This window comes from Stenotrophomonas sp. GW821-FHT02D01 (assembly GCF_059421765.1).
The window spans coordinates 37,727-50,842 of sequence record NZ_JBWKVP010000007.1 but is presented as its reverse complement, the minus strand read 5'-3'; the positions used below and the strand labels follow the sequence as shown (position 1 = coordinate 50,842).

Genomic DNA, 13,116 nt, shown 5'->3' with positions numbered 1-13,116 from the left:
CGCCTCAGCGCTTGGCCTGCTGCGCTCGCCAGCGGGCCAGGCTGTCCAGCTTGGCTTGGTAGCGGGCCTGCTGCGTTGAACCGCCCAGTTCCTGCGCCCGCAGCAGTTCGCGGTCCGCACGCTGCAGCCGGCCCGTCAGGAAATACACCCGCGCCAGGCCGAAGTGGAACTGGTGCGCGGTGTCGTACAGGCGCACCGCCCGCCGGTAGTACGTGATCGCCTTGTCCAGGTCGCCAGCGCGTTCGGCCTGGGCACCCTGCATGTACTGCGCGAACGGATCCTCGCGCTGCACCGACTGCAGCTTCTTCTGCATGGCCTGCGACTGCGCGGTCATGCCCAGCTTGCGATAGAGCGCACTGGCGTTGTTCAGCGCTGCACTCTGGCGTCCGTCCAATCGCAATGCCGTGTCCAGCGCAGTGCGGGCCGCCTGGTCATCGCCCAGGCGGTTGTCGAGCACACCGATGTTGTTCCACGTCGGGGCGAACCCGGCGTCCTGCGCCAGCGCCGCATCGAAGAAGGCGCGCGCCCCGCGCAGGTCGCCATCAGCCAGCTGCTCCGCACCCCGGTTGTTGTAGTAGTGCGCCAGCGCCCGTTCGCGGCCGATGGGTTGCGGCCCGTGGCGGTCGTACAGCACGTTGCGGTCCAGGTCGACCGTACCGTAGCGACCACCGACATCCACGCCAGCGTTGACGTGCCCGACGTTGTAGACCACGCCCTGGTCCTGGTCCTGGTACCACGACACCACCTGGCCGACTTCCTGCACCCGCGCCTGGATGCCGGCCTCACGGGCCAGGGTGACAAACAGGAGGGTGAAGGCGAGGCAGTTGGCACGCTGGTGCTGCCAGATCTCGCTGATGGTGTAGGTCGCATCGGCGTCGTACTGCAGGTCCATGCCGTGCTGGCTGAAGATCATCTCCACCAGCGCCTGCAGGCGCTGGTCACGCGAGTAGCTGCGGCTGATCACCTGCTTCTGCAGCATCTCGCGCATCGCCGGCGGGATCGCGAGCACCTGTTCGGGTGTCGGCACGCTGGCGGCGGTGACCTTTACGGTGGAGATGGTCGGAATGGCCGGCGCGGCAGCGGGCGCATCCTGTGCGCACAGGGCGGGGGTGCCGAGCGCGAGCAGTGGCAGGAGAAAGCATCGGGCGGCAAGACGGCGCATGACGGTTTCCGGCAGCGGCGGGCGCTCCCGCCTGCGGCCAGTGTAGACCTGCACGTGGCGGTCCGCATCCACCGGCGATCAGCGCTGCGCTTCGTCCACAGCCGGTGTGGACCAGCACGCAACAAACCTGTGGACAACTGCCCTGCGCCCTTGCCCGGCACGGGATGTGAGTGGCTGGTGAAAAAACAGCCAGCTTGCCCGGCGGTGCCAAGGGCGGGATCATCCCTGCATGGACTTCGCCCCGCTGACTCTCGCTCCCGCGCATTGGCAGGCTCTGCAGGATGCCTATGCGACGCCACCGCGCGCCTATCACCACTTCGGCCACGTGCGCGCGGTCCTGCAGCATTGCCAGGAGGTGGCTGCAGGTCCGGGCTGGCAGCAGCCGGCCGAAGTCTATCTGGCAGTGCTGTACCACGATGCGATCTACCAGGCCGGCCGCAAGGACAACGAGGCCAGGTCGGCCGTGCTTGCCCTGCAGGCCATTGCGGCCTCGCCGGAACTGGCATCGGTCGATGCCGGCCGGGTCGAGCAGTTGATCCTGCTCACCGCCCGCCATGGCGAGCTGGGCCCGGCCGATGTCGATGCCGAAGCGGCGCTGTTCCTCGACTGCGACATGGCGATCCTGGCGGCACCCGAGGAGGTGTTTGCCGCGTATGACCGCGGCGTGGCCGAAGAGTACAAAGGCGTAGTGCCGGGCTTTCTGTATCGCGCCGGACGCCGCCGCTTCCTGCAGGGGCTGCTGCGCGCGCCGCGGATCTTCCTCAGCGACTTTTTCGACCAGCGTCTTGATGCGGCCGCGCGGTCGAACCTGCGCCGCCAGCTGGGCGCCTGAGCGCGCCGCTACACTATCCACCTGCCATTGCGTGGTGTTGTTTCCAGCCGTGACCGTCTCCGATACTCCTGCCGATCCCCGTCCGCTGCCGCCGGAAGAACCCGGCCCCAACGAATGCTGCGGCAGTGGCTGCCCGTTGTGCGTACTCGACCTGTACACCGAGGAGCTGCAGCGTTACCGCAAGGCGCTGGCTGAGTGGCAGGCACGGCATCCGGACGCTGACCCATGACGCGGGCCCGTCCGGCCGCGACGCTGGCGCTGGTGGCACTGCTGTTGTTCGTGGCGACCGCGTTGTGGACGCAGTTCGCGCGTGCCGATCTGGATTGGGTGAAGGCCACCCTGAGCCTGTACCTGCATGGGCCGTGGGGCCTGGCGCTACGCACCGCTTATTGCCTGCTGGCTCTGGCCATCGCCGTGCTCGGCATCGCGTTGTATCGGCACAGCGTGGGGCCGCGGCGCAGCGCAGCGGCACCGCTGTTGTTCTGCGTGGCCGCCGTTGGCCTGGCCACCGTCGCCATCGGTGACAGCTGGCTGCCTGCGGCAACGCCGTTGCTGGCGCCGTTGATCCACGGCCTGGCCGCCAATACCGCCTTCCTGTGCGCCAGCGTCGGCATGCTGTTGCAGGCCTGGTACCTGCGCCGGGAGCCGGGCTGGCGAGGCAGTGCGGCGCTGTTGTGGGCCTGGGCATGGCTGGCCTTCGTGCTGCTGTGGATGCACGTGCTGTGGCGCGGTGGCCCACCGCGTGGGCTGGGGCAGAAACTGGTGATCGCGGTGATCGTCGGCTGGCTGCTGTGGCTGGCGCTGGCGCTGTATCGCCGCGGGCGTCCTGCCGGCACCCGCTGAATCAACCACCTGCCTGATTGCAGGTGGCCTGTACCGGTACGTGCCGTGCACGCAGCGGCGGCGTATCGTGTGCGCATTCCAACGGGATGCAGAACGATGCGTGCAGGGCTGGGCAGGGCGATGGGACTGGTGTTGGCGCTGGCGGCGGTGCCAGCGGTGGCGTCAGTGCAGCAGGTCAGCCATGGACGTTTCGATCAGGTGCCGGTGCATGTGCCGGCCGGGGCTCCCCAACGGGTGGTGATCTGGTTCCATGACGGCGCCGGTGCCGATGACAGCCGCATGCCGATCGAAGCGCTGCGTGCCGATGGTGCGCTGGTCGCATCGGTGGACGTGGCCCACCTGCGCGGCGTGCTCAAGCGCGAAGGCAACAGCAGCTGCGCGTTCGGGGCGGGCGATGTCGAGAATTTCTCGCGTTGGGTACAGGCGTTCCTGCATCTGCCGGGGTATCACCTGCCGTTGGTTGGCGGTAGCGGTGAAGGCGCCGAACTGGCCTATGCGCTGGCAGCGCAGGCCGACACCCAGGTCTTTGCCGGCCTGTTGACCTCGGGATTCTGCCCGGCCCATGTACACGAGCGCATGGTCTGCGGTGACGGCGTGAAGCACGACCGCCTGCAGCCCAGCGAACTGAATTTCCCTTGGTTGAACGCGGCCGGCGCGCCGGGGTGTTCGACCAACAGCGCTGGCGCGTTCGTGCAGCAGGTGGCAATGGCCCGTGAATTCAAGCGCACCGTTGCTGGCGATGCGACACCTGGGCTGGTGGCAGCCGCGCGAGTGATCGGCGCGCAGGCCGGGGTCGCGCTGGCTCCGCCGCCGGATGCCCTGAAGGGGCTGCCGGTAGTGGAAGTGCCGGCGCAGGGCAGCGGTGACACGCTGGCGGTATTCGTTTCCGGCGATGGTGGCTGGGCCGGCCTGGACAAGGACGTGGCCGGCGCCCTGGCCGAACACGGCGTGGCGGTGGTCGGCCTCGATTCGCTGCGCTACTTCTGGAGCGAACGCACGCCGCAGGGATTCGCTGTCGATCTGCAGAAGATCATCGGCCACTACCGCCAGCAATGGCAGCGCGACAAGGTGATGTTGATCGGTTTCTCGCAGGGCGCCGACGTGCTGCCGGCCACCATCAACCAGCTTGATGCGGGCACCCGCGCCGGTCTCGAGCGCATCGTGCTGCTGTCGGTGGGCAGGAACGCCGACTTTGAATTCCATGTCAGCAACTGGCTGGGCGGTGGTGGCGGCGGCCTGCCGATCGCGCCGGAATTGGCGAAGCTGCCGGCGGCCAGGACCCTGTGCGTGTACGGTGACAAGGACGAGGATGCGCTGTGCCCCGATCTGCCGGGCAACGACGGCGTGCACAAGGTCAAATTGCCGGGTGACCATCACTTCGGCGGTGACTACGATCGCCTGGCCGAGGTGATCCTCAAGGGCGGCGCGTAATCGGCCTCATGGGACCACCGCCGGGCATGGCCCGGCGCTACCCGTGCGGACGATCCATCAGGTAGCGCCGGGGCATGCCCGGCGGATCGGTGCGTCAGTTGCGCCGCGGGTCCAGCGAGATCAGCCGCGTGGCATCCAGCAGTGCAGCCGGCAGGTGCATGCCGCCGGGCGCGGCCAGGTAGCGCGGTCGCCACTGCGGATCGAACTTCGACTTGAACCTGCGCAGGCCGCTGAAGCCATAGAAGCGCTCGCCATGCCGTGCGAGCAGGCCGGCCAGCCGGTTCCAGCGACCGGCCAGGCGATGCTGGGCCAGGCCGGACAGCGGTGCCATGCCCAGCGAGAACCGTGCATACCCTTGCGCGCGGCCCCACAGGAACAACTCGATGAACAGGAAATCCATCGTGCCCTTCGGCGCGTCGCTGACGTGGCGCATCAGATCCACTGACAGTTCGGCGCCTGCCGGTGCCTGCCACAGGTTGGCAAAGGCCACGATCCGGCCTTCGGCTTCGACCAGCGCGATCGGGAAACGCACGAGATAGTCCGGGTCGTAGCTGCCCAGCGAGAAGCCCTTTTCGTCTCCGGACTTGTCGTCGAGCCAGGCGTTGGAAATGGCATGCAGGCGTGGCAGCAGCGCAGGGATCTCTTCCGCCGGTGCTACGCGGAACGACAGCCCACCGCGCTTGCCGCGGTTCCAGGCTTGTCGCAGGTCGGCACGCTCGCGGCCTTCCAGACCGAAGTCGTGCAGCGGCACCATGGCCTCTTCGCCCAGCTTGACCAGGCCCAGGCCGAGATCGAGATAGGTCTGCCAATACGCTTCACCCACCTGGTAGAACACCGGGCGCAGTCCGAGCCGGTCGGCTTCTTCGCGGAAGCGCCAGATCAATGCGCGCGCCACCTCGGGTGGCCCGACCGGATCGCCCATCGCGATCAGCGAGCCGCCGTAGCGCTGCATCATCACAAAGCCCTTGTGCTGCTCATCGCGCAGCACTGCCTTGTCGGCGGTCAGCACCAGGCAGGCTTGGGTGTCGGTGGCGCCGGCCAGCACCGGTGTCAGCGCCTGCAGGGTTGCGTCGTCGGCAGGCGGCAGCGGGCTGCGCGTGCTGTGCAGCAACCGCGCCAGCCCGAACATCACCAGTGCCATCGCCACCAGCAGCAGCGCACGCAGCGCGCGCGGTGCATTGCCGGACACCGCGAACTGCCACCACAGCTCGTTCTGGTATTCGACATGGCTGTAGGTGAAGAACAGCAGCCAGGTCACTGCCACCAGCACCAGGCCGAGGTTGCGCAGCCATGGCCACGACCAGGCTTCGTCCAGCAGTGCGCCTTGGCGATAGAACTCGCGACGTGCTGCCCACAGCGCCATCGCCACCAACAACGCCGACAAGGCGATCAGCGGTTGGCCACCGCGCAGCCAGATCGGCAGCGGCGCGATTACGCAGATCGCCATCGCCAGCATCCATGCTGCGTGGCTGCGGCGGGCCAGGCCCTGGCCGATCAGCAGCAGGGCGACGCCGGCCAGGCTGCCGATCAGGTGCGAGGTTTCCAGGATCGGCAGCGAGGCATTGATCAGGTGCCGTCGCGGTGTGGGCAGGGTGCCGTCGATGACCAGCGCGGCACCGACACTGAAGGCGGCCAGCGCGATGATCTGCGGCAACCACGGACGCAGCGCGTACCAGCCGGCGCGGGTGGCACCTGCGCTGGCCTGCAGCGGCTGCCGCAGCGCGGGCGCCAGGGCCAGCACGGTGGCCAGCAGCAGCGGCAGCACGTAGTAGCTGACGCGGTAGATCAATGCCGCCGCCAGTACTGCAGCCGGCGCCACCTGCGGCAGCAGCTTCAGCAGGCTCCACTCGAACACGCCAAGGCCGGCCGGCACCGTCGACACCAGGCCAGCCAGCACGGCGACCAGATAGAGGCCGACGAAACCGGGCAGGCCAGTCGGCGTTGAATCCGGCAGCAGCACGTAGAACGCGGCACTGGCCAATACCAGTTCAACCACGCTCAACACGGTCACACCGAGAATGGTGCGCCGGTCGGGCAGCCACAGGCCATGGCCGAATATGCGGAACTGGCGACCGTCCCGGCCGACCAGGATGAAGGTGGCGGCAAAGGCGATCAGCGCGATGATGCCGACCACGCGCACCGCCGCGGGATCCAGCGGCAGCGCAAGCGCGGCAGCGGCCGGCTCCATGCACAGCGCCACGCCGATCAGCAGCCACGCGCCGAAGATGAAGCCCAGCGTGCTCATCAGCACCACCTGGCCAATCTGCGCCAGGTCCAGGCCGGCACTGCGGTAGCCGCGCAGCCGCACTGCACCGCCGGTGAGGGCGGCAAAGCCCACGGTCTGGCCCAGGGTGTGGGCGAGGAAGGCGGTGATGCCGATCCGTGCCGGGTGCACGCGGATGCCACTGCGGCGCAGGCCGATCGCATCGAAGCCGATCAGGCAGGCGTAGCTGGCCAGGCCGAGCAGCACGGTCAGCGCGATCTGCGCGCCGCTGAGCTGGCGGAAGGCCTGGCGGATGGCACGATAGCCGTGCTCGTCGAATTCACCGGCCAGCCCATGCAGGGCCAGCGCGAGGATCAGCAGCGGGACGACGATGGTGACGACCCGCTTCCAGGTCGGGGCAGAGGCGGCAGGGACGGAATCGGTAGAGGCAGTCATCGGCGCAAGGGTGCGTCAGTAAGGGCGAGGGCGGTGTCAACGCAGGGCGTCGCGCATCGTGCGCCTGCCAGCGCGGTTTGACCAGCGGTGCGGCTGTGCCGCCGGTGGCGGTATTCAGTGGCCGCACCGGGCACACACTTCCGACGCCGGCTGGGTGAGAATGCAGTCCAGACCACCCGCAGGAGCCACGCCCATGATGGAGCGTTACGACGTCGGACCGCGCATGTCCGAGATGACCGTGTACAACAAGGTCGCCTACCTTTCCGGCCAGATTCCGGAAGACACCAGCCAGGACATCACCGGGCAGACCCGGCAGGTACTGGCCGAGATCGACAAGCTGCTGGCGCTGGTGGCCAGTGACCGCCAGCACGTGCTGCGTGCGGAGATCTTCCTGGCCGACATGGCCGATTTCGAGGGCATGAACAAGGCGTGGGACGAGTGGGTGGTGGACGGCGCGACACCGGCCCGTGCCACCGTCGAAGCCAAGCTTGCGCACGCCGAATGGAAGGTCGAGATCATCGTTACGGCGGCCGTGCCGTAATGACAGGACAGGGATCAGATCCCTTTTCCTCCGGAAAAGGGATCTGACCTCGCTACAGTTTCACCAGCTCGATGCAATCCACCGGACAAGGTGGAATACACAACTCGCACCCCGTGCACAGATCCGCAATCACCGTGTGCATGTACTTCGCCCCGCCGACGATCGCATCCACAGGGCACGCCTGTATGCACTTCGTGCAGCCGATGCAGTCAGCCTCCACGATCAACGCCACCTGCGGCGCCTTGTGCTCGCCCCGCGATCGATCAAACGGCAGCGCCGACACACCCAGCACCTGCGCCAACGCCCGCGCACCGGCATCGCCGCCCGGCGGACAACGATCCACGCCAGCCTCGCCACGTGCCATCGCCTGCGCATACGGGCGGCAGCCGTCGTAGCCGCATTGCCCGCATTGGGTCTGCGGCAGCAAGCGGTCCAGGCGTTCGGTCAGGGGCGGAATCAGGCTCATGCGTGGCGAAGGCTGCGCGTTGGGTTACTTCAGGGGTTTGCCGCGGTACCAGCGCTCGTGCGCCAGGGCCAGCATCGGACGATCCTCGGCGCTGTCACCGTAGGCATGGATGCGTGTGTAGCGTGACAGATCGAACTGGCGACGGATGTGCTCGACCTTGCGTGGGCCACAATCGCCACCGGCGTAGCGGCCGGTCAGGCGTCCGCTTTCGCTTTCCAGCCGATTGCAGATCAGCTGCAGGCCCAGTTGTTCGCACCATGGCCGCAGGTACAGGTCCAGTGAACCGGATACCACCACCACGGTGTGCTGCTGCTCCTTGTGCCAGCGGATCTGCTCCAGCATTTCCGGACGCACGACATCGGGCAGGAACTCACGGGAAAAACCCGCGGCCAGCGTCTCGATGTCATCGGCGTGGCGTTCGCTGAAGGTCAACCGGGTCACCCGTGCGCGGATGCGCTCGGCGGAGATCAGCTTCAGCTTGTAGGCCAGCAGCCATGGGCCGACTTTCCACCAGGCCTGTGCCAGCTGTTCGGCGGTGGCGACCCGGCGCAGGAAGCGGCCGTAGGTGTCGCAGGTGGTAACGGTGTGGTCGAAGTCGAACAGCGCCAGTTCCAACGCAGCATCTCCCATCACGGTACCTCCCTTCGCAGTGCTCATGACCGGGCGCGGCCGGGGCCGCGCCCGTGTTGCATCAACGAACCGGCATGCCCGGCTGCGCGCCGCTGTCGGCGTCCAGCAGCGCCAGCGCGCCACCGTCGAAGCCGGCCGACAGGATCATGCCTTCGCTCAGGCCGAAGCGCATCTTGCGCGGGGCCAGGTTGGCGATGAACACCACGCTGCGGCCGACCAGCGCTTCCGGCTCGCCATAGCTGGCGCGGATGCCGGAGAAGATCTGGCGCTTGCCGAGGTCGCCGGCATCCAGTTCGAAACGCAGCAGCTTGTCCGAGCCTTCCACGAACTCGCACACCAGCACCTTGCCGATGCGCAGGTCGAGCTTGGCGAAGTCGTCGATGCCGATGTAGGCCGGGGCGTCAGCGCTGTTTGCTTCGTCCTTGGCCAGCACCGGTGCGGCAGGCTTTGCGGCTTCCACCTTGGCAGCGGGGGCTGCAGCGGCAGCGGTCAGGGTGTCCTTGGAGGCGTCGATCATGGCGTCAATCTTCTTCGGGTCGATACGGGTGAACAGCGGGGTGTACTCGGTGATGCGGTGGCCGAGCAGCGGCTGCGCCAGCTCGGTCCAGTCATTCACCGGCGCGGCCAGGAAGGCCTCGGCCTGCGCGGCGGTCGCCGGCAGCACCGGCTTCAGGGCGGTGACCAGTACGCGGAACAGGTTCAGGCCCTGGCTGCAGACCGCCTGCAGCTGCGCGTCGGCGCCTTCCTGCTTGGCGATCACCCACGGCTTGACGTCGTCGATGTAGCGGTTGGCTTCATCGGCCAGGGTCATGGTCAGGCGGATCGCCGCAGCCGGGTCGTTGCGTTCGTACGCCTCACGGATCGGTGCCAGGCCATCGACGAAGCGCTGGTACTGCGCCGCGTCGGGCAGCTGCGCGGCCAACTGGCCATCGAAGCGCTTGCTGATGAAACCGGCACAGCGGCTGGCGAGGTTGACGAACTTGCCGACCAGATCGGCGTTGACGCGCGCGATGAAGTCGCCCAGGTTCAGGTCGAGGTCGTCGACGCCACCACCGGACTTGGCGGCGAAGTAGTAACGCAGTGCCTCCGGCTCCAGGCCGGCATCGAGGAACGTACGCGCCATCACGAAGGTGCCGCGCGACTTGCTCATCTTCGCGCCATCGACGGTCAGGTAGCCGTTGACGTGCAGGCGGGTCGGCGCGCGGTGGCCGGTGCCGTGCAGCACCGCCGGCCAGAACAGGCCATGGAAATTGACGATGTCCTTGCCGAGGAAATGATGCAGCTCGGTGCTGGTGCCGGCGCGCAGATGCGCTTCGAAATCCTCGCCGATCTTGCCGCACAACGTCTGGAAGCTGGACAGGTAGCCGATCGGCGCGTCCAGCCAGACGTAGAAGTACTTGCCCGGCTGGCCGGGAATCTCGAAACCGAAGTACGGCGCATCGCGCGAGATGTCCCACGCACGCAGGCCACCTTCGGCGTTGAGCCATTCACCGAGCTTGGCCTTCACACCGGGCAGGGCGACATCGCCGGCCAGCCAGTCGCGCAGGAAGCCGTCGAAGTGGCCCACCTCGAAGAAGAAGTGCTCCGAATCACGCATTTCCGGGGTGGCACCGGAGATCACCGAGCGCGGTTCCTTCAGGTCGGTCGGCGCATAGGTGGCGCCGCAGACTTCGCAGTTGTCGCCGTACTGGTCGGCGCTGCCGCAGTTCGGGCAGATGCCCTTGACGTAGCGGTCGGGCAGGAACATGCCCTTGGCCGGGTCGTAGAACTGCGCCACCGAACGGCGGCTGATGTGGCCAGCGGCTTCCAGCTTCAGGTAGAACGCCTCGGTCAGCGCCTTGTTGGCCGCCGAATTGGTCGAGTCGTAATGGTCGAAGGCGACGCCGAAGGCGGCGAAATCGCGTTCGTGACTGGCCTGGATGTTGGCGATGAAGGCTTCCGGGGTGACCCCGGCCTTCTCCGCAGCCAGCATGATCGGCGTGCCGTGGGTGTCGTCGGCGCACACGAACCAGGCCTTGCCGCCGCTCATTCGACGCGCACGCACCCAGATGTCAGCCTGGATGTAGCCGACCAGGTGGCCCAGGTGCAGCGGGCCGTTGGCGTAGGGCAGGGCGGTGGTGACGAGCGCGGTACGGGTCATGGTCACGGGGTGCAGCCAGGGGGAACCGAAGATTATCGCATGCCCGCAACGCAGTGACCCGGCCGGAGCCGGGTCACCAGGGCATTGCCGGGGCCGTGACGCTTACTCGCGGACCCAGGTCTGCGCGCGGCAGATGAAGGCGATGCAGCCGGACACGTCCAGCTTGCCGCCGCCCGGCTGCAGCTCGATCTTCGAGCGGTAGGTCTTGCCGTTGGCCGGGTCGAGGATGGTGCCACCGGACCACTTGCTGGTGGTGCCCTTGTCCTGGCTCAGGTTCCAGAGAATGGTCATGCCCTTCACCGGCTTGTTCTTGTTGGCGCCCTCGCAACCATCGCAGACCGGGTTCGGGCCCTTGTCCGAGTGCAGGATTTCGACCACCTTGCCGGACAGCGTGCCGTTGGCGGCCTGGCTGATCTCGACGATCGACTTCACCTTGCCGGTCTTGTCGTCGATGGTCTTCCAGCGGCCGGCGGCACTGTCGGCGGCCTGCGCGGAGAGCGCGGCCAGGCACAGCGGCAGCGCCAGCAGCAGGGTCTTGAAGGTCTTGCGCATGGTCCCCTCCCAGGGTTCATTCCGGCACGATGCCGGTACGGGTCGACTGTATACCCATTCGGCGGGGTATGGGGAAGGGGGGCTTTGGCCGGGCTGCGCCCGGCACCCGCCACGGCAACAGCAACAGCACGGCAACAGCGTGCATTCCGTGGGATGGCGGGGTGGGGCCGGTTGCGGGGGACGCCGTAAACCCGTCCATGGGGGCTTGGCCGCGGCATCCATGCCGCGGACACCCCCGCAACCGGACCCACCCCGCCTTCGACAGATTTTCGCGATCTGCCGGAATGGCATGGCCTGCTCTTGGTGGGTGTCGACCTTGGTCGACACGCAGATCCATGCCATGCGTGGATGAATTTCCGCGATTGAAAATCGCTCAACCGGTCTCGTACAGCTCCAGCGGCAGGTCGTCGGGGTCGGCGAAGAAGGTGAAGCGGCGGCCGGTGTATTCGTCCACGCGGATCGGTTCGCATTCCACGCCGTGGCGGGCCAGGCGTTCGATGAAGGGTTCCAGCGCGGCTACCCGGAATGCGAGATGGCGCAGGCCCTGGGCTTCGGGACGGCTGGGCCGTGCGGGCGGCGAGGGGAAAGAGAACAGCTCCAGTTGGCCGCCATCGGGTAGGGCCAGGTCCAGCTTCCACGAGTCGCGTACGGCGCGGTGGTTCTCGGCCAGTATGCGCAGGCCCAGCACGCGCACGTAGAAGTCTTTCGAGCGGGCGTAGTCGCTGCAGATCAGTGCGGCATGGTGGATGCCCAGCAGGCCGGTGGTTTCGGTGGTCATTGCAGGGTGTCCAGCCAGCGCTGGGCGATCTTCAACGCCAGCGGATAGGGTTCGGGGGCGTTGCGGTTGCTCAGCACGATCACGGTCAAGTGTTTGTCCGGGTAGCGCAGGATCACATTGCGGAAGCCGATGCTCTCGCCGCTGTGCCAGTGCATGCGGCCGTTCAGGCGCCAGCCGAAGCCGTAATGCGGCACGTCGGGTTTGGTGGTGGCGGTGGCCGGGCTGAACATGGCCTTGCGTGATGCGGCCGAGAGCAGGCGGTCGTCGTACAGGGCCGCGTCCCAGCGGGCGAGGTCGTCCAGCGAGGAGTAGATGCCACCGTCGCCGAGTACGGCGCTGGTGGTGCTCTGGTCGGTGCGTTGCCAGCGGCCGTCGACCTCGCTGTAGCCATAGGCACGCTGCGCCACCACGTCGACACCATCCTGGTGGGCGACGGTGTGCGCCATGCCCAGCGGCCTGAAAATGCGCTGCTGCAGGAAGCTGGCAAAGTCGCTGCCGGCGGCGCGGCCGACGATCAGCGCCAGCAGTGCGTAGCCGCTGTTGCTGTAGCGGTACTGGCTGCCGGGTGCGAAGGCGAGTCGATCTTCGCGGGCCAACAGCGCCAGCACATCGGTGTCGTGCACCTGCCGGGTGTCGGCAGTGTCCATCAGGTCTTCGTAGTCCAGCAGGCCGCTGGTGTGCGACAGCAACTGGCGCAGGGTGATGCCGGCAGCAGCGGGCGGCAGTTCCGGCAGCCAGCGCCGCGCGGGCTGGTCCAGCGCCAGGCGGCCGTCCTCGACCAGCAACAGCACGGCCGCAGCGGTGAACTGCTTGCTGACCGAGGCCAGGCGGAAGTTGCTGGCCGGCGTGACTGCGCTGCCATCTTCAACCACGGCCAGGCCGTAGCCGCGACGGAACACCGGCTGCCCGTCGTGCAGCACGAGCACCGCCGCACCTGGCACCTGGCCGTCGTAGGCCTGCATCAGGCCATCAATGCCTGTATCCGGCGGCGCCACCGGTACCGCCGCCACGGTCAGCGACGGCAGCAGGGCGAGGACGGTGGCGCACAGCAGGGCGGCAGGGCGCATGGCAGCTCCGTGACG

The 13,116-nt window shown here is 67.6% G+C and carries 13 protein-coding genes; 5 read left to right on the top strand and 8 right to left on the bottom strand.

What is annotated here, in order from left to right; genetic code table 11:
• Positions 1–4 precede the first annotated feature (4 nt).
• The gene (locus tag AC07UW_RS14870) at positions 5–1,162 is read right to left on the bottom strand and encodes a transglutaminase domain-containing protein (RefSeq protein WP_223496084.1); all 1,158 of its coding nucleotides are present in this window, start codon (positions 1,160–1,162) and stop codon (positions 5–7) included.
• A gap of 229 nt (positions 1,163–1,391) precedes the next feature.
• Between AC07UW_RS14870 and AC07UW_RS14865 the strand changes: the two genes are divergently transcribed.
• From AC07UW_RS14865 to AC07UW_RS14850, 4 genes are all read left to right on the top strand, one after another.
• A complete protein-coding gene (locus AC07UW_RS14865) occupies positions 1,392–1,994 on the top strand; it encodes an HD domain-containing protein (protein WP_223496083.1) in 603 nt (200 codons plus the stop codon).
• Positions 1,995–2,043: 49 nt separating this feature from the next.
• Positions 2,044–2,223 carry an oxidoreductase-like domain-containing protein gene (locus AC07UW_RS14860; RefSeq protein WP_223496081.1) on the top strand — a complete coding sequence of 60 codons (180 nt, stop codon included), beginning with the start codon at positions 2,044–2,046 and terminating at the stop codon, positions 2,221–2,223.
• The gene (locus AC07UW_RS14855) at positions 2,220–2,837 is read left to right on the top strand and encodes a DUF998 domain-containing protein (RefSeq protein WP_428705161.1); all 618 of its coding nucleotides are present in this window, start codon (positions 2,220–2,222) and stop codon (positions 2,835–2,837) included. Before AC07UW_RS14860 ends, AC07UW_RS14855 begins: the two co-directional genes overlap by 4 nt.
• A gap of 96 nt (positions 2,838–2,933) precedes the next feature.
• On the top strand, positions 2,934–4,268 hold the full coding sequence (locus AC07UW_RS14850) for a virulence factor family protein (RefSeq protein WP_495212319.1): 1,335 nt from the start codon (positions 2,934–2,936) through the stop codon (positions 4,266–4,268).
• 94 nt (positions 4,269–4,362) lie between these two features.
• Here AC07UW_RS14850 and mprF read toward each other — a convergent pair whose 3' ends face one another.
• Positions 4,363–6,927 (bottom strand): bifunctional lysylphosphatidylglycerol flippase/synthetase MprF, encoded by a 2,565-nt coding sequence (gene mprF, locus AC07UW_RS14845; protein ID WP_495212318.1) that lies wholly within the window; start codon positions 6,925–6,927, stop codon positions 4,363–4,365.
• A gap of 193 nt (positions 6,928–7,120) precedes the next feature.
• Here mprF and AC07UW_RS14840 point away from each other — a divergent pair, with 193 nt between their 5' ends.
• Entirely contained in the window at positions 7,121–7,468 is a 348-nt protein-coding gene (locus AC07UW_RS14840; RefSeq protein ID WP_223496073.1) for a RidA family protein, read from the top strand.
• 52 nt (positions 7,469–7,520) lie between these two features.
• Here AC07UW_RS14840 and rnfB read toward each other — a convergent pair whose 3' ends face one another.
• From rnfB to AC07UW_RS14810, 6 genes are all read right to left on the bottom strand, one after another.
• A complete protein-coding gene (rnfB, locus tag AC07UW_RS14835) occupies positions 7,521–7,934 on the bottom strand; it encodes an Rnf electron transport complex subunit RnfB (RefSeq protein ID WP_223496071.1) in 414 nt (137 codons plus the stop codon).
• Positions 7,935–7,958: 24 nt separating this feature from the next.
• Positions 7,959–8,549 carry an HAD family hydrolase gene (locus AC07UW_RS14830; protein ID WP_025879084.1) on the bottom strand — a complete coding sequence of 197 codons (591 nt, stop codon included), beginning with the start codon at positions 8,547–8,549 and terminating at the stop codon, positions 7,959–7,961.
• A gap of 76 nt (positions 8,550–8,625) precedes the next feature.
• The gene (metG, locus tag AC07UW_RS14825; protein ID WP_495212317.1) at positions 8,626–10,704 is read right to left on the bottom strand and encodes a methionine--tRNA ligase; all 2,079 of its coding nucleotides are present in this window, start codon (positions 10,702–10,704) and stop codon (positions 8,626–8,628) included.
• A gap of 102 nt (positions 10,705–10,806) precedes the next feature.
• Complete coding sequence (locus tag AC07UW_RS14820; RefSeq protein WP_025879086.1) at positions 10,807–11,256, bottom strand: DUF2147 domain-containing protein; 450 nt, start codon at positions 11,254–11,256, stop codon at positions 10,807–10,809.
• A 373-nt stretch (positions 11,257–11,629) separates the two neighbouring features.
• The gene (gene gloA2, locus AC07UW_RS14815) at positions 11,630–12,034 is read right to left on the bottom strand and encodes an SMU1112c/YaeR family gloxylase I-like metalloprotein (RefSeq protein WP_223496065.1); all 405 of its coding nucleotides are present in this window, start codon (positions 12,032–12,034) and stop codon (positions 11,630–11,632) included.
• Complete coding sequence (locus AC07UW_RS14810) at positions 12,031–13,101, bottom strand: serine hydrolase domain-containing protein (RefSeq protein WP_495212316.1); 1,071 nt, start codon at positions 13,099–13,101, stop codon at positions 12,031–12,033. Before AC07UW_RS14810 ends, gloA2 begins: the two co-directional genes overlap by 4 nt.
• Positions 13,102–13,116 lie beyond the last annotated feature (15 nt).